Source organism: Butyrivibrio sp. INlla14, from assembly GCF_900102515.1.
Classification (GTDB): Bacteria; Bacillota; Clostridia; order Lachnospirales; family Lachnospiraceae; genus Butyrivibrio.
Map to the genome: position 1 here is coordinate 1 of NZ_FMVS01000037.1, position 22,315 is coordinate 22,315.

Annotated in this window: 18 protein-coding genes; 12 read left to right on the forward strand and 6 right to left on the reverse strand. The window is 38.8% G+C overall.

Annotated features, from left to right (window positions below):
• The 5 genes from BLO53_RS17165 to rnhA all read left to right on the forward strand — a co-directional run.
• Nucleotides 1-280, forward strand: a 280-nt coding sequence (locus tag BLO53_RS17165; protein WP_143003270.1) for a transposase, incomplete at its 5' end; no start/stop codon positions are given.
• Nucleotides 281-377: 97 nt separating this feature from the next.
• Nucleotides 378-1,208 (forward strand): purine-nucleoside phosphorylase, encoded by an 831-nt coding sequence (locus tag BLO53_RS17170; protein WP_092064438.1) that lies wholly within the window; start codon nt 378-380, stop codon nt 1,206-1,208.
• A 76-nt stretch (nt 1,209-1,284) separates the two neighbouring features.
• Nucleotides 1,285-2,586, forward strand: coding sequence for an amidohydrolase family protein (locus BLO53_RS17175; protein WP_092064441.1), 1,302 nt, complete (start codon nt 1,285-1,287; stop codon nt 2,584-2,586).
• A 43-nt stretch (nt 2,587-2,629) separates the two neighbouring features.
• Nucleotides 2,630-4,303, forward strand: a complete 1,674-nt coding sequence (locus BLO53_RS17180; RefSeq protein WP_092064444.1) for a MutS-related protein — start codon at nt 2,630-2,632, stop codon at nt 4,301-4,303.
• Between the two features lie 17 nt (nt 4,304-4,320).
• The gene (rnhA, locus tag BLO53_RS17185; protein ID WP_092064447.1) at nt 4,321-4,809 is read left to right on the forward strand and encodes a ribonuclease HI; all 489 of its coding nucleotides are present in this window, start codon (nt 4,321-4,323) and stop codon (nt 4,807-4,809) included.
• 28 nt (nt 4,810-4,837) lie between these two features.
• Here rnhA and BLO53_RS17190 read toward each other — a convergent pair whose 3' ends face one another.
• The 4 genes from BLO53_RS17190 to fsa form a co-directional block, all read right to left on the reverse strand.
• Nucleotides 4,838-5,398, reverse strand: a complete 561-nt coding sequence (locus BLO53_RS17190; RefSeq protein ID WP_442857219.1) for a metallophosphoesterase family protein — start codon at nt 5,396-5,398, stop codon at nt 4,838-4,840.
• A 772-nt stretch (nt 5,399-6,170) separates the two neighbouring features.
• Complete coding sequence (locus tag BLO53_RS17195) at nt 6,171-7,313, reverse strand: glycosyl hydrolase family 8 (RefSeq protein WP_092064453.1); 1,143 nt, start codon at nt 7,311-7,313, stop codon at nt 6,171-6,173.
• A gap of 16 nt (nt 7,314-7,329) precedes the next feature.
• Complete coding sequence (locus BLO53_RS17200) at nt 7,330-8,559, reverse strand: acyltransferase family protein (RefSeq protein WP_092064455.1); 1,230 nt, start codon at nt 8,557-8,559, stop codon at nt 7,330-7,332.
• A gap of 256 nt (nt 8,560-8,815) precedes the next feature.
• Nucleotides 8,816-9,469 (reverse strand): fructose-6-phosphate aldolase, encoded by a 654-nt coding sequence (fsa, locus tag BLO53_RS17205; protein ID WP_026487852.1) that lies wholly within the window; start codon nt 9,467-9,469, stop codon nt 8,816-8,818.
• 181 nt (nt 9,470-9,650) lie between these two features.
• Here fsa and BLO53_RS17210 point away from each other — a divergent pair, with 181 nt between their 5' ends.
• From BLO53_RS17210 to BLO53_RS17240, 7 genes are all read left to right on the forward strand, one after another.
• Nucleotides 9,651-11,204 carry a sodium:solute symporter family protein gene (locus BLO53_RS17210; RefSeq protein WP_092064457.1) on the forward strand — a complete coding sequence of 518 codons (1,554 nt, stop codon included), beginning with the start codon at nt 9,651-9,653 and terminating at the stop codon, nt 11,202-11,204.
• Between the two features lie 55 nt (nt 11,205-11,259).
• Nucleotides 11,260-11,730, forward strand: a complete 471-nt coding sequence (locus BLO53_RS17215) for a GNAT family N-acetyltransferase (protein WP_092064460.1) — start codon at nt 11,260-11,262, stop codon at nt 11,728-11,730.
• Nucleotides 11,731-11,812: 82 nt separating this feature from the next.
• Entirely contained in the window at nt 11,813-14,284 is a 2,472-nt protein-coding gene (locus BLO53_RS17220) for an efflux RND transporter permease subunit (RefSeq protein ID WP_092064463.1), read from the forward strand.
• 1 nt (nt 14,285) lies between these two features.
• The gene (locus BLO53_RS17225; RefSeq protein WP_092064466.1) at nt 14,286-18,269 is read left to right on the forward strand and encodes a hypothetical protein; all 3,984 of its coding nucleotides are present in this window, start codon (nt 14,286-14,288) and stop codon (nt 18,267-18,269) included.
• Nucleotides 18,270-18,283: 14 nt separating this feature from the next.
• Entirely contained in the window at nt 18,284-18,763 is a 480-nt protein-coding gene (locus BLO53_RS17230) for a hypothetical protein (RefSeq protein ID WP_092064469.1), read from the forward strand.
• A 3-nt stretch (nt 18,764-18,766) separates the two neighbouring features.
• The gene (locus BLO53_RS17235; RefSeq protein WP_092064472.1) at nt 18,767-19,915 is read left to right on the forward strand and encodes a DUF6765 family protein; all 1,149 of its coding nucleotides are present in this window, start codon (nt 18,767-18,769) and stop codon (nt 19,913-19,915) included.
• A gap of 13 nt (nt 19,916-19,928) precedes the next feature.
• Entirely contained in the window at nt 19,929-20,462 is a 534-nt protein-coding gene (locus BLO53_RS17240; protein WP_092064475.1) for a DUF308 domain-containing protein, read from the forward strand.
• A 6-nt stretch (nt 20,463-20,468) separates the two neighbouring features.
• Here BLO53_RS17240 and BLO53_RS17245 read toward each other — a convergent pair whose 3' ends face one another.
• Nucleotides 20,469-20,903 carry an ACT domain-containing protein gene (locus BLO53_RS17245; RefSeq protein ID WP_092064478.1) on the reverse strand — a complete coding sequence of 145 codons (435 nt, stop codon included), beginning with the start codon at nt 20,901-20,903 and terminating at the stop codon, nt 20,469-20,471.
• Between the two features lie 101 nt (nt 20,904-21,004).
• The gene (locus BLO53_RS17250; protein WP_092064481.1) at nt 21,005-22,306 is read right to left on the reverse strand and encodes a phenylacetate--CoA ligase family protein; all 1,302 of its coding nucleotides are present in this window, start codon (nt 22,304-22,306) and stop codon (nt 21,005-21,007) included.
• Nucleotides 22,307-22,315 lie beyond the last annotated feature (9 nt).

Sequence of the window (22,315 nt, forward strand, 5' to 3'; positions counted from 1 at the left end):
AGCGGACGCCCTCAATCGTTGGCTCTGGTGGGCAAGTCACAGCAGGATTGGTGCTTTCAAGGAACTTTACCTCAAGATCAAACGTCACAGGGAGCACATACTGAATGCAATAAGGCTAGGCATGAGTAACGCTCGAATTGAAGCTACTAATAACAAAATCAAGCTGATTATCCGCAAGGCATATGGTTTTCGCAACATCCAAAACATGCTCGATATGGTCTATCTGGTATGCTCGGATTTGAGGGTTCCACTTCCTAACAGAAAACAAAAATGCACATGATCAGCATAAACACTGGGGTTGATGGCATTTTTTACCCACCATTACCCCTGAAGAGCCGATAATCTTTTTGATTAGTAATATAAAGAGAGGTAATAGAATGAGTAATCCAATTTATGAAAAACTTGAAAGCTGTGTAAAGGCAGTTAGGGAAAAGACTGATTTTGTGCCTGATGTGGCGCTGGTTCTTGGATCAGGTCTTGGAAATTATGCAGATAATATTAAGATTGAGACTGAGATTAGTTACAGTGATATTCCAGGATTTCCTGTATCAACAGTTCCGGGACATGCTGGCAAGTTCATCTTTGGTTATGTAGATAATGTTAAGGTTGTCTGCATGAAGGGACGTGTTCATTTCTATGAAGGTTATGATGTAACAGATGCTGTTCTCCCAGCACGACTTATGAAGATGCTTGGAGCCAAGATCCTGTTCCTTACAAACGCAGCAGGTGGTCTTGGAGAGGGCTTTAAGGCTGGAGACCTTATGCTTATCAACGATCATATTTCTATTTTTGCTCCAAATCCACTAATTGGACCAAATGTAGATGAACTTGGACCTAGATTTGCTGATATGTCTGAAGTATATGACAAGGACCTTCAGGAAGTTATCAGAAAGGCTGCTAAGGCAGAGGGTATTGACCTTAAGGAAGGTGTTTACTGCCAGCTTACAGGTCCATCATTTGAAAGCCCTGCTGAAATAAGACTTCTTGGTAAGCTTGGAGTTTCAGCTGTTGGTATGAGTACTGTTATCGAGGCTATTGCAGCAAATCATATGGGAATGCGTATCTGCGGTGTTTCCTGTATCAGTAATCTTGCAGCTGGTATCAGCGAGCAGCCTCTGTGCCATGAGGAAGTTCAGGAAGCTGCTGATAAGGTAGCCCCACTCTTTACTAAACTTGTTACAGAATCTATAAAAGCTTTTAATATCTGATAGAAATAAAGAAAATGCCTATATACCAGTTTATATAGGCATTTTCAGTATATACAGAGCGTTATTGGAGGATTGTATGAGAACTAGATTTTACAATGCCAGAGTTCTTACTATGGAGCCTGGCAGGGACATTTTTGTTGGTGAAGTTTGGGTAGTAGAAGATAGAATAATCTTTGTTGGAACAGAGGAAGAAGGCAGAGATTATTGCAATAAACACAAGGAAACTATTCTGGTTTGGGATAGAGAAATTGACTGTCAGGGCAATCTTCTTATGCCTGGTTTTAAAAATGCTCACACCCATTCTGCTATGACTCTTATGAGGTCCAAGGCAGATGACCTTCCTCTTCAGGACTGGCTTGGAACGCAGATTTTTCCTATAGAAGCCAAGATGACAGGAGAAGATATATATCATTTATCCAAGATAGCAATTCTAGAGTATCTTACAAGCGGTATAACATCAGTGTTTGAAATGTATCTGACTCCATTTACTGTGGCAGATGCTTTTAGAGACTGCGGAATGAGATGTGTTCAGACTAGTTGCGTCAATAATTTTAGCCAGTCTGTGGAACTATTAGAGCGCTACTACAATGAACTAAATGGAAGAGATCCTTACAATTCTTTCATTCTTGGAGTTCATGCTGAATACACCTGTTCAAAAGAGCTTTTGGAGAAGTGCTCAGAACTTACTCACAAGTATAAAGCACCTTTCTGGGCTCATATTCAGGAGACTGAGAAAGAGACTAAAGAATGTATTGAAAGATATGGAATGACACCTGTAGAGTTCTTTGATTCACTAGGACTTTTTGACTACGGCGGAGGCGGCTATCACCTTGTTTGGACCAATGATCATGACAGAGAAATCATGAAAAAGAGAGGCCTTGTAGCCGTAACAAATCCTGGTTCAAACACCAAGCTTGCAAGTGGTATCGCTCCTATTGAAGAGTATATTAAATGTGGTATTCCCGTTGCTATTGGAACTGATGGTCCTGCCAGCAATAACTGTCTTGATATGTTCAGGGAAATGTTCCTGGTAACAGGTCTTGCCAAGCTTCGCAGTATGAATGCAGCTTCTGTGGATGCAGCTGAGGTTCTTAAGATGGCAACAGTTAACGGTGCTTATGCCATGGGGCTTAATGACTGTGACTATTTAGCAGAGGGAAAGCTTGCTGATATCATTATGCTCGATCTACATCAGCCTAATATGCAGCCTATCAACAATATAGTCAAGAATATTGTATATAGTGGTAGTAAGAGCAATGTTCTTTTGACTATGATAGGTGGCATCATCCGCTATGAAAATGGTAAGTTCAATATCGGTGCAAGCCCTGAGGAAATATATCAGAAGGCAGATGAGATAAAGGCCAGATTATATAGTTAAAATGCAGCTTTTGTCAGACTTTATGTGAAAAGGAAAAAGTTTTATGGAGAGTATTATTTTACTTAGTATCTTAGCTGGAATATGTTTGATTGCTTACTTATTAGGGTTAAGGGATCAGAAAATTGCTGAAAAGGTGCTGATAAAGAAATTAAGGGATGGTTTTGGACAGGCGCCTATGAGGGAGTACAAGCAGGATGACTTGGATCATATTCCTGGTTACTATTCCAAACATAAAGAGAGTTTTCAGATTGATGATACAACCTGGAATGATCTTAACATGGATGGAGTATTTGCCAGAATGAACTATTGCCTTAGCGCGACAGGAGAAGAATATCTCTATCACTTGCTTAGAAGCCCCAGACAGGAGGATGATTTTACTGATCAGGAGTCACATGTTCTTTTCTTTCAGAAGAATGATGAGGCAAGGCTTAAGTGCCAGCTTATTTTTGCAAAGATTGGAAGAAGAATAAGATATTCTATTTACGATTATATTGATTATCTGGACAAAGCTCCTGATGTATCTAATGCAAGGCACTTTTTGATGTTAGGTCTTATGCTTGCTGCAATTATTGGCTGCTTTTTTAATTTTAAAGTATTTTTTATAGTATTTATTTCACTTGTTGCCTACAACATTTTCAAGTATTTTGGCATTAAAAATCAGATTGAGCCTTATCTTGCATCTTTTGCATATATTCTGAGAGTAATCTATGCAACGGAGTACTTTGAAAAACTTGACTACAAGGAACTTAAAGAGGATATAGACAAAATGAGCGCTGCCGCTAAAAAGCTACGCCCATTTACAAGAGGCTCTTTTATCCTTATGAATAATACAAAAGTTAATGCCAGCGGAAATCCTATCGAGATTCTGCTTGACTATGTCAAGATGGCCCTTCACCTTGATCTTATTAAATTCAACCAGATGTACAAGCAGATCATGGATAATAAGGACGTTCTTGATGAAATCATAACAATTACAGGTAAGCTTGAGGCGGAAATATCTGTTGCCTGCTTTAGAGAGTCAAATAGCGGTTTTTACTGCCTGCCAAGCTTTGAAGGGGATAGATATGATGGAAAAGATCTGATACATCCTCTTATTGCTGATTGTGTAACTAACAGCGTTGATACTAAAAAAGGCCTTCTTATTACTGGATCCAATGCTTCTGGTAAGTCAACTTTTCTTAAGACCTGTGCCATAAATGCGGTTCTTGCCCAGACAATTCATACAGTTCTGGGAAAAGAGTACAAGGCTCCGCTATTTAGAATTTACTCTTCAATGGCTCTTAAGGATGATATTTTTGGCGGTGATAGTTATTATATTGTTGAGATCAAATCTATAAAAAGAATTCTTGATTCAAACAATGAGAAAGGCTGCCCTGTTCTTTGCTTTGTAGATGAAGTACTTAGAGGAACAAACACAATTGAGAGAATAGCTGCTTCAACCCAGATTCTTAAGAGCTTTGCGGAATCTAAGGTTATGTGTTTTGCGGCAACCCATGATATAGAGTTAACTGCACTTCTAAAAGAAGACTTTGATATTTATCATTTTGAAGGAAATGTTTCAGACAATGACGTTCACTTTGATTACATGATAAAAGAAGGACCTGCTACTAACAGAAATGCAATAAAGCTTCTGGGAGTTCTGGGTTATGATAAAAAAATAGTAGATGATGCTCAGACAATGGCTGAAAGTTTCCTTGAAACGGGCGTTTGGGCATAAACAGGAGTTAAAATATTATGCGAGTAGAAATATATTCTGATGGATCAGCAAGAGGAAATCCAGACGGACCAGGTGGGTATGGAACAATACTCAGATATGTAGATAGTAAGGGAGAAGTTCATGAAAAAGAGCTTTCTGCCGGCTATGACAAAACAACTAATAACAGGATGGAGCTTATGGGGGCTATAGTTGGACTGGAGGCTCTTAACAGGCCCTGCGATGTAGAAATGTTTTCAGATTCACAATATGTGATAAAGGCCTTTAATGAGCACTGGATAGATGGCTGGATTAGAAAAGGTTGGAAAACAGCTGGCAATAAGCCAGTTAAAAATGTGGAATTATGGAAGCGCCTTTTAAAGGCCTGCGAGCCACACGGTATACGCTGGAACTGGGTAAAGGGACACGCTGGCCATCCTGAAAATGAAAGGTGCGATGAGCTTGCTACTAAAGCTGCTGATCAGGAACCATCACAGCTATTGCACGATGATGGTGGGGATCTGAAATGATGTCTTTTTCTGACTAATAATGGACGAGTCAGCATTTAAGATTATCATTTAATTTGATCCACTCAGATAGAGTTAGAGGTGTGTAGTTCGAGCGCTTGCAGAAACAATTGATCATATTACATGGAATAGTGCTCTCATGTTCACTGCCGATAGGATAGTAGGGCGTTTCCTGTATGAGCTTTACTATTTGCTGCATGAGTACTTCATCTCGTGTTTCATGAACATGACCATATAGCATATAGTTTTTAGCGTCACCATTGTGACGCTTCCTGTATTGACCTTCGTAGAAAGGAATTGGATAGTGAGAGCAGATAACTTTTTTCTGTGAATCTGTTATCTCACGGTAGTTATCAATCCATTCAAATCTATCTGCATCAAAATCAGGCTTACCAACAAATTTATCATGATTACCAACTATGAGACAAAGCTTACCTTTCAGGCGATGTATAAGTTCATTTGTCTCCTCAACACTTCCAAGAGATAAGTCACCAAGAATGACCACAGTGTCTGTCTTGGTGACTTTATTATTCCATTTTTCTATCATGTATTCATTCATTTCTAATACGGAGCCAAAACCACGCTTATCCATCTTCGTATTAAGTGCTCCATGATAAAAATGACAATCTGCAATATAATATATCAAAATAAAAATCCTTTCCTGAAAGCGTTAAGATTATGAAAAGTCCGGAACGGTTTACAAAACGGCAAATACTCATTTTTTGCTCTTGTTAAACTAAGCGCTTCATCGAGCCCAGAACATAAATCTCTGCGTGCATAGGCACTTGAGATTTATTGGTCTCGACTCCGCAGTTTAAAAAATCGCAAAATAATGAGCATTCTTGCCTCTTTGTAAACCGCTCCGGACTTTGCACTACTTTTATTTACTTAGGATAGCATTTATGTGTTGGTATTTGCAATGTTTTGATATGTTGCGTGATGCAGACAATATAAAAATTTGTATTGTGCATGACTTGATATCTCCGGAATGATGCAAGATTATGTAAAAAACCTGTTATGTATCAATAGATTTAGGTATCGTAATGCAGACAATATAAAAATTTGTATTGTGCATGACTTGATGTTTCCAGAATGATGCAAGATTATGTAAAAAACTTGTTATGTATCAATAGATTTAGTTAACGTGATGCAGACAATATAAAAATTTGTATTATACATGACTTTATATCTCAGGAATGATGCAAGCAATAGAATAAATAGCATTTTGCATGACATATTCACTTGTTATTTTTAGGATGCAGGTTTCTTGCGGCTCGCACCAAGAATTATGTGGCAAGGCGGATTTTTACTCGCGAGTGAGAAAAAACGCCGCCACAGGAATTCTTGGAAGAGCCGCCCTCAAATCAATATATTCTGTAGTTTCCGGAAAGCGCAAGTAACGCGAACATGTAGAGGCAGTTGTCGTAATAGCGGCGAACGCCCTTTCTAAGAGGCTGATTCCAGAACCATAAAACCCACTTCTTTGCAAGTTCAATTTCTTCTGGAGTAGTTGCTACCAGGGCTCCCTGAGCAATTGTAGATAAGAGTCCAAGAGGGTGGAGAACAGGTCTTTCTGTAGGAGTGCCATCTACCTTGTATGCGCACCTTACAGCTTCTAGACTTGTTCCAAAAAATTTCATCATACGAAGTGGAACTTCTCGCTGGCCCTTATCTTCTGAAAACCATACGCTGTCAAGGCCGATATTTGCTGCTGTTCTGTAGGCATCACTAAAGAAATCTCCAAAGTATCCCCATGGAAGTTCCTTGTCCATTGGAGTGCCATCGAAATTACCATATTCAGGACTAAGCCCTTTTTCAGGATGGCAAGCTTTTACAAGATATTCTCTGCTGGCAGCTGCTGCCTCCTTAAAGAATTTCTTGTCTTCCTCATTGGCCCACAGAGCAAATAGCTCATAAAAGTGTGGGAGATGATAGGATGGATCTGTAAAACCAATTCCTGGAACAAAGAGAATCTGATGATTGTCATGATTCCACATAGGTGAACCTTTTCGCCCATTTTCACCTTTATGTATGCAGGCGCTTAAAATTTCGCGAGCTTCTCTACTATATTCAAAGATTCCTTCTCCATCGCCCCATCTATGGGAAGCAAAGAAAAGAGCCATTGCATAAAACTCTTCACCATCTGGAGCAGGGCCGTCTGCATTTTTTTTGCCATCTGTCTGACATGACCAGGCAAAATATCCTTCATTTTCACCTTCTGTCATGAACATATAGGTCTTGGACCATTTCCAGATGCGGTCAAATTCTTCCTTCATATCAAGCTGGACACACATCATCATTCCATAGCTCATGCCTTCAGTTCTGGCATCGTTATTACCTGTATCGCACAGATAACCCATGTCAGATCCAGCTTCGTGGTATATGCGTTCATTTTCATCATAAAAGAAGGTATGAACAGCTTCTTTTATCCTGGCCTGAATGTCATTTTCCGGAATCCCAATCTCCCTTAAAAAGTTTCTGTAATTGCCTGTTTTAAATGCTCCCATTGTAAATCTCCTAAATTTAAGCTGTTTTGTCTTTTTTCTGGTCTTTATTATTTTGAACCAGTTTGTTTATTTTTATATCAAATAGAGGCTGAGCCTTCTTTTTTCCAAGTATCACATCGTGCAAGCTCTTGAGAAGGATAGCAGATGGAAGACCAAGTGCAAATACTACAAGAACATAAACAATCACATATTTGATGTGGTGCGGGCTCTTTACGCCGCCGTCAAACTGCCAGCCAAAGAGCTCTACATAAAGACCATGGATAAGATAGAATTCAAGAGTGATCTTGCCCATGAAATCAAGGAACTTATTGCCGATCTTAAACTTCATACCAAGAAGTAAAAGACACATTACAAACCAGGTGCAGAGAACTGACTGGGCAAGCACTGTAATTTCTCTGTTCTTTACAATGATTTCCTGTGGAAGCCAGCCTTCACCATAGTAGCCAAACATATTACCTACAATGCCTGTTCCTACGCGGATAGGGTAGTAAGCAAGAAGGAAAAGAGCCAGGTATGCCCAGTAAAACTTTTGAACATGAGGAATTATCTTATTCTCAAACTTAGCAAATATGATTCCTACAGGGAAAAGAAATACGCAGTTATACCACCACTCACCTCTTATCCAATAGTCGTTATGATTGATCCTTGTTCCAAGGAGCATATAAAGAACTACTAGCAGAGTAGTAGAAGCTACAGCAAGTCCATCCTTCTTAAAGAGTTTAAAGGAAATGTAGAAAAATAGATAAAAGAAAGGAAGGACAATTACGTACCATGTATTTGGATTACATAGATCCAAACTTGTAAGATACAAAAGAATCTGCCTTCCATCCATCTTTTCCCCAATAAGAAGCCTTACAACAAAGAAGATAAATGTAGTTGAGTAAAGAGCAAGAACTACAGGCAGGATACGCTTTTTAAAGTAGCCCTTAAGATAGTTTTCCTTGGAGTGGAAGCTCTTGTAAACTCCATATCCATTAAAGAATAAAAACACTGAAACTAAAAGAAATCCCATATCTACGAAAATATCAAGACCATGTACAATTCTTGACTGTGGCTGGATCCAGGATGCACAGGTTTTCTGCGCAATGTGATGCAGCATTATGCAGATTGCAAGAAAACCTTGAAAAGCCTTGGTCTGCCTTAAAGATAGGAATTCTTCGTTAAACTTTTTGGGGCCAGTAAATTTGGCTCCCCATAACAAAATAACTGGTAAGATTACGTAGACTGAATAGATTGCTTGTTTCATACCAATACCTCCATAAAAAATTTAGTCTAAAGACTAGTAACCCCACATAAATACTAGCTTTTTGAAGTATTTTTTTCTACGCATTTGTTTCTAAACAGTTGTCAGTTATTGCGAAATAATGAATTCAAATTATTGATCATTAAAGGTTACAAAAATAAGGAACAAAAAAGAGTGACAGAAATTATAAATCTGTCACTCCATAAAGCTTGTTATAAAGTTTGGTAAACGTCAATTATATCAAGCGCTTACTAAACAATTATTCTCCAAATACTGCAAGGTAGTCCTTCTGGAACTTCTCGATACCAGCATCTGTAAGTGGATGATGAACCATCTGCTCAATAACCTTGAAAGGAACTGTAGCGATGTCAGCACCTGCAAGAGCACAGTCTGTAACGTGCATAGGATGACGAATAGAAGCTGCGATGATCTCTGTCTCGATTCCGTGGATGCTGAAGATTTCAGCAACTTCAGAAATAAGATCTGTTCCGCGAACGCTGATGTCATCAAGTCTTCCAAGGAATGGGCTAACAAATGCAGCGCCAGCTCTTGCACAAAGAAGTGCCTGGTTAGCTGTGAAGATAAGTGTCATGTTAACCTTGATGCCTTCGCCTGAAAGAACTTTACAAGCCTTAAGACCTTCCTCAGTCATAGGAATCTTAACAACCATGTTAGGGTGAAGCTTTGCAATTTCACGGCCCTCTTTGATCATGCCTTCTGCATCAACAGTAGTAGCCTTAACTTCTCCGGAAATAGGTCCATCAACGATTGAAGCAATCTCTTTAACTACTTCATAAACGTCTCTGCCTTCCTTAGCAATAAGAGATGGGTTAGTTGTAACACCACAGATAACCCCCATGTCATTAGCTCTTCTGATTTCGTCAATATTGGCTGTGTCCACAAATAATTTCATTGTTTATACTCCTCCTAAAGATAAGTTTATTACCAACCTTAACTATAATATCACTTAAATGCACCGATTTATAATCTATTCTTGCTAGAACCTTATTATTTTATGCTTTTAAAAGTAATTGACTTAAATGATTTAAAGCGTTAAAGTAATAAATAAAAAGTATATTGTTTGGGAGGCGTCTATGGTCATCAAAATTCTTCTGCTGTTTGTTTTCTTTGCAACTATGCTCACCATTGGCTTTATCTGCCGGAAAAATTCAACTGATGTAAATGGTTTTGTTCTTGGAGGAAGGTCTGTAGGACCATGGGTTACAGCTTTTGCTTATGGAACCTCTTATTTTTCTGCAGTAATATTCGTGGGCTATGCAGGGCAATTTGGATGGAAATATGGAATAGCTGCAACCTGGGTGGGAATAGGAAATGCTCTTATTGGATCACTTCTAGCATGGAGAATACTAGGTAGAAGAACCAGGATCATGACTCAGCACCTGGATTCTGCAACTATGCCTCAGTTTTTTGCAGCAAGATTTGGCGGAAACTCTCTTAAGATTGCGGCTTCGGTCATAACCTTCATTTTCCTGATACCATATACAGCATCCCTTTATAATGGCTTATCAAGGCTATTTGGAATGGCCTTTAACATTGATTATTCTATTTGCGTTATCGTAATGGCTGTACTTACTGGAATCTACGTTATTGCTGGTGGCTACATGGCTACAGCTATAAATGATTTCATTCAGGGTATTATCATGCTCATAGGAATTAGCGCAGTTGTTTTGTCTGTTCTTAGCTCAAAAGGCGGATTTATTGCTTCCCTTGATGGGCTTGCCAGAATTTCAGATGAGGCAGTATCAAGCACACCAGGCGTTTTTGCATCTTTCTTTGGACCAGATCCTTTAAACCTTCTGGGGGTTGTTATTCTTACATCACTTGGAACATGGGGACTTCCTCAGATGGTTCAGAAATTCTATGCAATAAAAAGCGAGAAGGCTATTTCAAAGGGAACAATAGTATCAACTATGTTTGCCTTTGTGGTAGCCGGTGGATGTTATTTTCTTGGAGGCTTTGGAAGACTCTTTTCCGACAGAATAGATATAGCAGCAGGTGGCTATGACAGCATTATTCCGGCTATGTTATCAGGACTTCCAGATCTTCTTATTGCTGTTGTAGTAGTACTTGTCTTATCAGCTTCTATGTCGACGCTTTCATCCCTTGTTCTTACAAGTAGTTCCACCCTTACCTTAGATCTTTTAAAGGGCCATGTGGTAAAGAATATGAATGAAAAGAAGCAGCTCTTTATTATGAGAGCTTTGGTTGTTGTATTTGTAGCTATTTCAGTTGTGATTGCTATTGTTCAGTATAGGCAGAATGTCACATTTATAGCACAGCTCATGGGAGTATCCTGGGGAGCCCTTGCAGGAGCATTTTTGGCACCTTTCCTGTTTGGCCTCTACTACAAGGGCACAACTAAAGCTTCTGTCTGGTGCAGCTTTATCTTTTCAACTGTTGTAATGCTACTTAATATGTTTGTCAGAAGCAGCTTCCCTAAGCTTTTACAGTCTCCCATCAACGCAGGAGCCTTCTGCATGCTTGCAGGCCTTGTAATTGTACCTGTAGTTTCTTTGTTTACAAAAAAGCCTGATAAGGATTTGGTTGACAGTGCTTTTGCGTGCTATGATAAAGAAGTTATGGTACATCAGAGCCTTTCATTATCTGATGATGAGGGCGTAGCATAAAAATCTCAACTGTAATGATGCAGGCGGCTGGAAATAAATGACTTCGGGGGAGAATATGAATATTAGACGCGCACAAAACAAAGATGCTGAAAAGATTATAGAACTTTTAAATCAGGTGCTAGAGCTCCATGCACACATAAGACCAGATATATTTGTATCCGGAACTACCAAATATTCAAGAAAAGAACTTCTTGAAATAATATCTGATGACAATAGGCCGATTTTCGTTGCAACAGATGAAAAAGATGATGTGATGGGCTATTGCTTTTGTGTTTTAATGGAGCAGCCAAAGAAAGAATATATGGTCCAGTTTAAGACTATTTATATTGATGATCTTTGTGTAGATAAGGCTTACAGAGGAAGGCAGGTTGGAACTGCATTATTTGATTTTGTAAAAAAGTATGCCAAAAATCTAGGCTGTTATGATATTACACTTAATGTCTGGGAGGGCAATGAATGTGCCCAGAGATTCTACAATAAACTGGGAATGAGAGTTAAGGAAACTAATATGGAGTTTATATTATGATTTCCATCCGGCTTTTGTAGCCAGTACGAATATGTGATAAAATAAATGTTAAATGTAGTTATTATTTTTGAGGGGGAGTAGCATGGATAATAACGAATTTAACGGCGGAAATTCTCTGATGCTCAAGATCTGCGCTTTTATCGTAGATAAAAGAAATCTTTTCTTTCTGATATATGCAATTTTGTGTATATTCTCTGCAATTTCCAGAAACTGGGTCAGTGTTGAAAACCAATTGGCTGAGTATCTGCCGGAATCTTCTGAAACCTGGCAGGGTCTTAAACTTATGGAAAAAGAGTTTACGACCTATGGTTCAGTTAAAGTCATGGTAGCAAATATTGATATTGACCAGGCGTTTCTTATCAAAGACGACATTGAAAATATTGACGGTGTCTTTTCATGTGAAGTAGATGATTCAGAGGATCATTATAATGATGGTTGCGCGCTTTTTAGCATAACCTTTGATTACGATGAAAAAGAAGCAATATGCCTTGATCTTTTAGAGCAGGTAAAAAAATATTTTGATAGATATGACTATTACCTATCAACAACCCTTGGTGACACTCAATCTGAGCTTATAGACAAAGAGATGAGTGTTATTTCTATTATCGTCGTTATTGTTGTAGTTGCAGTTTTGCTTTTGACGTCCCAGGCCTATGCAGAAGTTCCGGTTCTACTTCTTACCTTTGGAAGTGCAGCTCTTGTACAGATGGGAACAAATTTCCTTCTAGGAACCATTTCTTTTGTCTCAGATTCAGTAACTATCGTTCTTCAGCTAGCACTTTCGGTGGACTATGCTGTCATATTCCTAAACAGATATAAAGAGGAACATGAGAGCCTTCCTTATAGAGAGGCCTGCATCATGGCCCTTTCCAAGTCAATTCCTGAAATCTGCGGAAGTTCTCTAACAACAATCGGCGGTCTTGTTGCTATGCTATTTATGCAGTTTGGAATTGGCAGAGACATGGGCATCGTTCTAATAAAGGCTATATTACTTAGCCTTTTGTCTGTATTTCTTTTGATGCCTGGTATCATCATGATCTTTGCCGGACTCATGGAAAAGACCCAGCATAAAAACTTTATTCCTAAGATTCCCTTTGTTGGGAAATTCGCTTATGCCACAAGGTACATTATTGCTCCCGCTTTTATTGTGACAATTATTGTTGCAAGTAGAATTTCAGCGGGAACTCCTTATGTTTATGGCTATTCACAGATTACACCACCCCTTATAAATGAGGTTCAAAAGGCCCAAAATATGCAGGATGAGAACTTTAATTCTGACAATATGGTTGCTCTTGTTTTCCCAAGTGGTGATTATGACAAGGAAAAAAAGCTTATCGAAGATCTTCTTGCTCAGGACCTCGTAACTAAAGTTACAGGTCTTGCTAATACAGAGGCTCTAAATGGCTATACGCTTACAGATAAGCTTACTCCCAGGCAGTTTTCGGAACTACTTAATATTGATTATGAGATAGCAGAGCTTGTTTATACAGCTTATGCCGTCAATGATGAAGATTACGCCAAGGTTGTAAATGGTCTTGCAGGCTACAAGGTTCCTCTTATAGATATGTTCATGTTCGTATATAAAGAAGTTGATGAAGGATATGTTACTTTATCTGACGAACTTATGGATAAGCTTGAAAATGCTAATACAATGATGAACTTTGCAAAAAAGCAGCTGCAGGGAGAGGAGTATTCAAGAATTCTGGTATTCCTTAGCCTTCCGCAGGAATCTGATGAGACTTTTGCGTTTCTTGAAAAAATGCATACTATGGCAGAAAAATATTACGACGAAGATAAAATCTATGTAGTAGGTGAATCTGTCAGTCAGTATGATCTTAAAAAGTGTTTTGGCAGAGATAATAAGGTGACTGGTATTATTTCAATACTGGCGGTTTTGGTGGTACTTCTTTTTACCTTCAAATCTGCTGGAATGCCGGTTCTTCTTATTGCCGTTATTCAGGGGTGCATCTGGATCAACTTCTCAATCCCTGCAATTGAGCACGACAATCTCTTTTTCCTGGGATATCTGATTGTAAGTTCTATTCAGATGGGCGCTAACATCGACTATGCAATTGTTATTGCAGGGCGTTATACAGAGCTAAGAGCAGGCATGGGCAAAAAAGAGGCTATCATAAATACCATGAATCTGTCATTTCCAACTATCATAACTTCAGGAACTATGCTGGCTGTAGCTGGAACCTTAATTGGTAAGATGACGTCTGACTGTGCTATCTATGGTATTGGAAAATGTCTCGGCCGTGGAACAATCATATCTATTTTGATCACAATGTTTGTGCTGCCACAGATACTTCTGGTGGGAGATAAGATAATCGAGCTTACAGCCTTTGTTATGAACATGCCTATGCAGGCGGAAGCAAGAGCAGGGTCTATGAGAATTGATGGCCTTATCAGGGGCCACGTAGACGGCAATTTATATGGAACCTTCCATGGTATCGTTAAGGGCAAGATAAATGCTTTTATCGATAATAATGATGTAAAAGAGCTTGATGAGAGCAATGAGCTTTCAAATGATGCGACAACAAAGGAGGGCTGATATGAAAAAGAGATTATTTGCATTATTATTTGCCTTCATGCTTTTTGTTCATCCCGCTATGCTGGTATATGCTGAGAACTCTGAAAGTGAAAGCCTACTTCCTTCTGCTGACGACTTTAGGGATAAGAATCGTGTGGGCCTTTCTGAAAGCGGAGAAGTAGGTACAGGAACTCAGGAAGGAGTCAGAGAAAATGAGATAGATGTTGATGAGGACATCAAAGATGAAGTTAATGCGCAGATTCCTCTTGAAATTGAAGAAATTACTATAAGCTCTACTGAAGATTTTTTGAAATTTGCAGAAAACTGCAGGCTTGACACCTGGTCAGTTAATAAAAAGGTATCTTTAAATAGCGATATTTCCCTTATCGGCACAGAATTTACAAGAATTCCTCAATTTGGCGGATTCTTTGATGGTGGCGGACACACCATAAGCGGACTTAACATTGGAACAGGTATTTCTAACTGCGGACTTTTTTCTAACATTCAAAAAAGTGGAGTAGTAATAAATTTAAATGTAAAGGGTACGATAATCCCATCTGGTGAGCAGGTTATGGTGGGAGGAATTTGCGCAGAAAATAGCGGAGTTATCAGTAAGTGCAGTTATACAGGTGTAATATCTGGCAATGACTACGTTGGCGGAATTGCCGGTATAAACCAGCTCTCTGGCGTTATAGATGACTGCTCCTGTACTGGATATATTCACGGGGTTCATTTTACAGGAGGTATCTGCGGCGAAAACATAGGCAATATTACTGACTGCGTAAATAACGCTTCTGTTAATACTACAAATACTGATACGAAGATTACTATTGATGCCATGAGTACTCTTAATAAGGTTATTTCCCTTGTTAAAAATATTGATGGAACAAGCACGGAAGCAAATTCCGATGTTACAGTATCTGATGCAGGCGGTATTTCAGGTCTTTCTATAGGTATTATCTCAAGGTGCGTAAATACTGGTGATGTCGGGTATGAGCACGTTGGTTATAATATAGGCGGAATTGCAGGAAGGCAGTCTGGCTTTGTTTATAAATGTACAAATAGCGGCTTGATCCTTGGAAGAAAGGATGTGGGAGGCATTGTAGGTCAGGCTGAACCCTATATTACAGTTGATCTTAGCACAGACGTTGCCTATCAGCTCTCTGAAGCTATAGGTAAGCTTCATGACATTGTAACCAAGACCCTTAATGAAACCAAGAATCAGTCCAATGTAATTTCTGGAAGGCTTTCAGTTATCCAGAATTTTACTTCGGGTGCTTTAAATGATGTTAAGTATATTGCTAATGGAACAATAGATTATGCCAACGGAATCTCCGGTGCGACTTCTGAAGCTTTTTCAAGGGTTGAATATGTTCTTGATGAGACTACCAAACAGGGCGGTGTTTTGGATCATACCGAAAGCGCAGCCGGCTATGGAAGTGATACGGCAAAAGAGCTAAAGGAGGCAGCTGATAATCTTGATGTCGACAAGTATCTGACAGGAGATGAGAAGCAGCAGTATGAGGAAGCATCTTCTTTACTTGAAACTGGTAGTGTTCAGTACGGAGAGCTGTATGATAGAGCCTACAGGCCTTTTTATAACTATTATGTTTACAATGGAGCTGGAGGTATAGATGGAGTAAAAAACAGGATTACTTCCAAGAAAGTAGATTTTATCAGGTCAGATGGAAGCGCTGAGACGGATTATACAGGCTGGGAGTTGTCTTATTCTAATTCTGATTTTACAGGTGTTCATGACGGATCTTCTGAACATCCAAATGGGGGAACTCCTGATGAAAAGACAATCTTTAGCTATATCTTAAATAAGCAGAAATTTGCCCAGGATGGAAGCTATAAATATAGTGACGGAACTAGTTTTCCTAATACCTCCGATGCAACCGACACCGCTCTTTCCGAAGCTGCAAGAAATGCTGCAAAGTTAGCTGCAGAAAAGTATGCAAGATATTACTGGCAAAATCCTAATCCCGGTATGGAAAGCCATATTGGCTACTACAATTCAGGTGCCAATAACTATATTAGCTATTACGATGATGATATGACCGCAGCTAGAGATGTTGTAACAACAGTAATAACAAAGCATAGGCAGGATATACTTGTTGCTTTTGATAACGCAGGTGAAGATGCAGCTGTTGCCATGAATTCTTTTGAAAAGGCAATGGATGAGCTAAAGACTGCTGGAAGCGGCACCAAGGATATCTTAAAGAACATTGCTGGAAGAGATAATATCTCTTTTCCTCAGTTTAGTGATGAATATAAGGCCCGCACAACATCTTTTGTAAGCAATATGCAAGGGATGAATGATAATTTTGGCCTTCTTAATACTGAGATGAATAATGCTACTGGTGTAATAGTAGATGATCTTCAGGAAATGTCAGATCAGTTTAATGTGATCATGAACCTATTTGCTGACGCGGTAGATGGTGTCCTTGAGAAGGACTATACACAGAATTTTGAAGATGTTTCTTTTGACGAAGCAAGAGAGTGCACTGATGCCACTATCGATATGTGCGTAAACTATGGACAGGTTGAGGGAGATATTGATACAGCCGGAATTGCAGGTACCATGGCCATTGAATATGACTACGACATGGAAAGTGATATTACAGGAATAAAGGATAGCAAGCTAAATACCTCCTATATCACAAAATGTGTTATTAGAAATAGCGAGAACTATAACAGTATAACCTCTGAAAAGAACTATGTAGGCGGAATCTGTGGCCTTCAGGAGATGGGAACTGTCATAGGATGCGCAAACATGGGAAATCCAAAATCCAGCTCTGGTGAGTATGCAGGCGGCGTCTGCGGCAGATCTTTATCCTATGTTACAGAGTCTACCTCCAGTGGGATTCTTGATGGAACATCATACATAGGCGGTATCTGCGGAGACGGCATGCATATTTCTGACTGTATGTCACTTGTTAAGATATGTAATGCAACAAGCTATTTTGGCGCTATTGCAGGGCATGTATCTGATGAGGGAGTTGTAAGAAACAATACTTTTATAAGTGATGAACTTGCTGGTGTTGATATTAAAAGCTTTGCGTCCAAGGCTTATCCTGTTGAATATGATGCAAGGTCTGTACCTTATGATTTTAAGAGCCTTACAATTAGTTTCGTTTTGAAGGATGACGAACTAGATAAGGGAAAAAAGATCATAAAAAAAGCCAATAAAAAGTATGGCGATAGCCTTGAATTTTCTGAGTATCCCCGAGTTGACGAAAGGGAAGGATACTACGTTGACTGGGATATAGAAAATATAGACGAGATTACAAACGACGAGATCGTTACTGCCAGATACGTTAAGTATAAAACTACTATAGGGGAAGTATTTACATCGGGACAGGATGATCTTTATCAGGGTGAAATCCTTGTTGATGGTAGCTTTAAAGCAGATGATAAGCTCGAAGTTGATAGAAAAGCAAACTATACAGTAGACACTATATCTGAAAGGATAGAAAGCCTTTCTCAATTTAGTGATTATGAGACAATAACAGTTAAAGTGCCAGAAGATGGCAATAAGGTTCACCGGATTAGATTTAAGCCAGAACTTGGACCCCACGTATTGTTTCCTGAGTACAGCCTTTATCTTGTAGATGAAAATGGAAATAAAGTTGATCTTGCAAGTATTGGCGAAAAAGGGAAATACAGGTTATACGAAGTTGAAGGTGATGATTTTACCATTGGCGTAAGGTTTGAATCTACTAAGAAAAGAATTTATATGTTTATTGGATTAGTCATTGGCATTATTCTTGCTGTAATTATCGTAATAATAATTGTAATTGTAGTATTATCACGCAAGAAAAATAAAATTTCTGATGCTATCAATGTTATTGCAAATAAAGTAACTGAAAAGATTGAAAGTAAAGAACAGCTATTTTATGATGATAGTAAGGAAGAGAATAACGTTAAAAAGAATGAAGATAAAGAAAATAATGATATGAATAGTTCTGATAACACTGAAACTGATGCTGATGAAAACAAGTAATATCAGGAGCATTTATGGAAATTGACCTACAGGCTAATTTAAGAAAATACTATACAAATATAAGGCTAAGTGGCGGTTTTATCATAGTGTACATATTCTGGCAGATTTTAAAGATGCTTATGTTAATGTTCTTTGGCTATGAAAATGTGTATGATTTTTTTGAAGTAAGCAAGGAAGATTATGAAAGCTTAAAATACATTTTGATAATTAGCACAGTGCTAATATATTTTGTTTTCTTTTCATTCCATTTTTATGTTGGAATTGGCGCTTTTAGATTTAGAAGCGGACGAAAGATTAAGAAACGTTTTATTGTAGCCACAGTAATACTTCTTGTTATGTCTGTATGGAGTGCATTTCAGAATTTTTACACAGATAATATAGATGATACTGTTATAGCCTCATTTATTCTGGATGCTACGCTTTGCTTTATTTTATCAGATCTTCTGATAACTCTTTTTAAGATAAAAAAGTCCCAAAAACTAGTAGAGGGGTAACTTATGCAGGAAGACTTCCACTATTATGCTACATATTGTGCTGCTTTTCTTGCGGGCTTTAGCCATGATGAGAGCCTTGATATCTGTTATAGCGCCCAGTTTGTTGATCTGTGCTCTAAGACTCTTTTACTAAAACTAAAGGCTCCTCTGATTGCAGCTACGACGCAGCTTCAGCTTGAAATGATGGATTCAAGGACAGATATCCTTGCTCTTTTAGACATAACGAGGATATGGGCTTCTTTTCATTTCCTTCCAAGAGACCTTTATGCCAAAAAGAAGTGGGCGACAAAAAGGTATTTAAATAAGTATCGCCTGATATGTGGCCCTAATGGTGAGCTGGTAAAAGAGACAGTTGAGCTTGCCAAGGGTAAGTCACTTCAGGCAATTGGCCTAGCTATGCATGTTCTTGCGGATACTTGGGCTCATATGTATTTTGCGGGGACACCATCACTTTGTATCAATAATATCACTGGTGATTTTTATGAGAATTATGAAGATGGGGAGCGGAAGATACGATTTAAACATAACCCGACTTCTCCTGATGACGTAGAAAAAGGAGCATATACAAACAGTCTTTTTCAAAGTAATGAAAATTCTATTATGAACCTTGGGCATGGAAGAGCAGGGCATTTCCCAGACTATTCTTTTGCCAGATACAGGTATGTGCCTGCCTGGGGAGACTATAGCCTTATCTATAAGGACAATCCATCTGATTATTTGAAGGCTTTTGCCCAGATGGTCTATGCTCTTAAATATCTAAATGGAAGATTTTTTTCTTTTGACATAGAGCGTTATGACTATGAAGCAATAGAGCCCTATCGGGAAAAAATTGTGAAAATCCTGAAAAAACGGCAGTTAAATGCCTGCGAAGAATGGAAAGCCTTTGGAGAGGAGCTTTCAGGGGAGAGTATTCCAGATTTTGATATAGAAAGGTATCAATATGAATATATAAAGGCTGATAGAAGATACAAAAATAAAACCTTTTTAGCCAGGTTTTTTACTGCAGCCATAGCACAGAAAGCCATGGTCACCAATGAAATTTTTAAGTCCGGTAATATTCTTGCGGGATTTACAAAAGAGATCAAGTACCAGGAAAAAGAAGATGATGATGACAAAATTAGAGAGTGGCTAAATAGCAAGATCAGGCAATGACAGGAGCATTTCTATGACAAATATCCAAAAGATAAATAATGTTGTACTCGGAATTATATCAATAGCAGTAGCCATCTATATGATAATTGATCCTCAAGATGGCTACCTGCTCATGCTCTTTATTTTGTCTTTTAGTCTCGCTTTTAGAGGGCTAAAAGAGCTTTTTTACTTTTTTACCATGGGAAGACACATGGTGGGTGGAAGGTTCTCCCTATATAAGGGAGTCTTTCTTTTGGACATCGGCTTTTTTACTGGCTCACTTATTGATATACCCAAAACGTACGTGATGATCTATCTTGTTATCATAAATGCATTTGCTGGTCTTGTTGAAATCTTAAGGGTTATGGAAACAAGGCGCTATGGCTCTAAATCCTGGAAGCTTAAATTTTCTCATGGAATTATAAATATACTTCTGGCTGTTTTTTGTATTGTGTTTATAAAACACCAAAGAACGGTGATCCTGGTTTATGCGCTTGGACTTATTTATTCAGCTCTTATAAGGATCGTTTCAGCATTTAGAAAGACTGCATTTATTTTTATACAATAGATATCATTAAATGTTTGCGATATCTTCCTGTGAAAGGAGCTTAAGACCTGTATTTGCAAGTTTGGCCTCTGCTGCCTTGGTATCTGCAACTCTAAAGATCATGTATGCCTGAGAAGCGGCACTGCGGCTTGGGAAGGCGTACATATACTCTATATTTACATCAGCCTCAGCAAAGTAATCAAGAAGCTTATCAAGTCCGCCAGCTTCGTCAGGGATTTCCACACCAAGGACAGAAGTAAGACTTGCTACAAAATCATTCTCTTTTAATGTATTTACTGCTTCGTAGGCGTCGTCCACAATGATCCTTGCAATACCAAAGTCCTTAGTCTCTGCAAGAGAAGTGGCACGCATATCTATATTGTTCTTGGCAAGTACACTTGTTAGCTTTTTTAAGGTGCCTGGCCTGTTTTCAAGAAAAACTGATATTTGTTTAATACTCATAAAATCCTCCGAACGATTTCTTTAAACTGCGTTATCTTTTTTTGATATACGAAAAACACCATGAACTAACGTCATTTTCGAAGTTCTATATCACTATGATATCATATTTTACGCTTATCAATAACTCTTACAGCCTTACCTTCACTTCGTTCTATAGTCTTTGGAGCAACAAGAGAAATCTTAACCTTGATTCCAAGCATAGCGTGCATGTCTGCTACAAGTTTCTTTTGTCTTTCCTCAATTTCACCAACATTATCTGTGAACATTTCTGGTGTCATTTCAACATTTACATCAAGGGAGTCAGTGTTGTTTTCTCTGTCTACTATAATCTGATAGTTAGCAGCATAACCGTTGTTTAAAAGAACTGTCTCTATCTGGCTTGGGAATACGTTTACACCGCGTACAATAAGCATATCATCGCTTCTTCCCATTGGCTTTGCCATCTTTATAAAGGTTCTACCGCAGGAACATTTGCCTCTTGTGAGCTTACAGATATCTCTTGTTCTGTACCTGATCATAGGGAAGGCTTCCTTGTCTACTGCTGTAAAAACAAGCTCGCCCTGACTTCCTTCTGGAAGAACTTCTTCTGTGTCTGGGTCAATGATTTCAGCTATAAAGTGGTCTTCGTTGATATGCATTCCATCCTGAGCAGAACATTCAAAGGCAACTCCAGGGCCTGATAGCTCAGTCAGGCCATAAATATCATATGCCTTAATGCCAAGATTTTTCTCGATGTCCTGACGCATTTCTTCGCTCCAGGCTTCCGCTCCAAAAATCCCGGCCTTAAGAGGAATATCCTCAGGGCCGTAGCCTTCTTCCTTAAATCTCTCAGAAAGATATGCTGCGTAGCTTGGAGTACAGCAGAGGATAGTGGCTTTTAAATCCTGTATGAACATTATCTGCCTGTCTGTGTTTCCAGAGCTTATGGGAACTGTAAGACATCCTACCTTGTGAGAGCCTCCGTTAAGTCCGGCGCCGCCTGTAAAAAGTCCAAAACCGTATGCAACCTGGCACACATCATCTTTAGTTCCACCTGCTGCCACAATAGCTCTTGCACAGCAGTCCTCCCACAGATCAACATCATGCTGGGTGTAGAAAGCTACAACACGTTTTCCAGTTGTTCCTGAAGTTGAATGGATTCTTACGCATTCAGACTGAGGAACACCAAGAAGACCAGTAGGATAAGCATCTCTTAAATCTTTTTTAGATAAAAATGGAAGTTTATACAGGTCATCAACTGACTTGATATCATCGGGAGTTACGCCTTTTTCTTCCATCTTTTTGCGGTAATAGGGGACGTTTTCGTAAACTCTTTTTACCTGCTTTACTAGTTTTTCGCTCTGCAATTTTTTTAGCTCTTCTGCAGGAGCTGTCTCAATTTCTTTTTGAAAATATTGTTCCATTTTTTTATC

Bases quoted from the DNA above. Each gene is read 5' to 3' on its own strand.
- BLO53_RS17175 (WP_092064441.1), top strand. From the start codon at position 1,285: ATGAGAACTAGATTTTACAATGCCAGAGTTCTTACTATGGAGCCTGGC.
- BLO53_RS17180 (WP_092064444.1), top strand. From the start codon at position 2,630: ATGGAGAGTATTATTTTACTTAGTATCTTAGCTGGAATATGTTTGATT.
- BLO53_RS17225 (WP_092064466.1), top strand. From the start codon at position 14,286: ATGAAAAAGAGATTATTTGCATTATTATTTGCCTTCATGCTTTTTGTT.
- BLO53_RS17210 (WP_092064457.1), top strand. From the start codon at position 9,651: ATGGTCATCAAAATTCTTCTGCTGTTTGTTTTCTTTGCAACTATGCTC.
- BLO53_RS17220 (WP_092064463.1), top strand. From the start codon at position 11,813: ATGGATAATAACGAATTTAACGGCGGAAATTCTCTGATGCTCAAGATC.
- BLO53_RS17195 (WP_092064453.1), bottom strand. From the start codon at position 7,313: ATGGGAGCATTTAAAACAGGCAATTACAGAAACTTTTTAAGGGAGATT.
- BLO53_RS17215 (WP_092064460.1), top strand. From the start codon at position 11,260: ATGAATATTAGACGCGCACAAAACAAAGATGCTGAAAAGATTATAGAA.
- BLO53_RS17240 (WP_092064475.1), top strand. From the start codon at position 19,929: ATGACAAATATCCAAAAGATAAATAATGTTGTACTCGGAATTATATCA.
- BLO53_RS17170 (WP_092064438.1), top strand. From the start codon at position 378: ATGAGTAATCCAATTTATGAAAAACTTGAAAGCTGTGTAAAGGCAGTT.
- BLO53_RS17190 (WP_442857219.1), bottom strand. From the start codon at position 5,398: ATGGATAAGCGTGGTTTTGGCTCCGTATTAGAAATGAATGAATACATG.
- BLO53_RS17245 (WP_092064478.1), bottom strand. From the start codon at position 20,903: ATGAGTATTAAACAAATATCAGTTTTTCTTGAAAACAGGCCAGGCACC.
- rnhA (WP_092064447.1), top strand. From the start codon at position 4,321: ATGCGAGTAGAAATATATTCTGATGGATCAGCAAGAGGAAATCCAGAC.
- BLO53_RS17200 (WP_092064455.1), bottom strand. From the start codon at position 8,559: ATGAAACAAGCAATCTATTCAGTCTACGTAATCTTACCAGTTATTTTG.
- fsa (WP_026487852.1), bottom strand. From the start codon at position 9,469: ATGAAATTATTTGTGGACACAGCCAATATTGACGAAATCAGAAGAGCT.
- BLO53_RS17250 (WP_092064481.1), bottom strand. From the start codon at position 22,306: ATGGAACAATATTTTCAAAAAGAAATTGAGACAGCTCCTGCAGAAGAG.
- BLO53_RS17230 (WP_092064469.1), top strand. From the start codon at position 18,284: ATGGAAATTGACCTACAGGCTAATTTAAGAAAATACTATACAAATATA.
- BLO53_RS17235 (WP_092064472.1), top strand. From the start codon at position 18,767: ATGCAGGAAGACTTCCACTATTATGCTACATATTGTGCTGCTTTTCTT.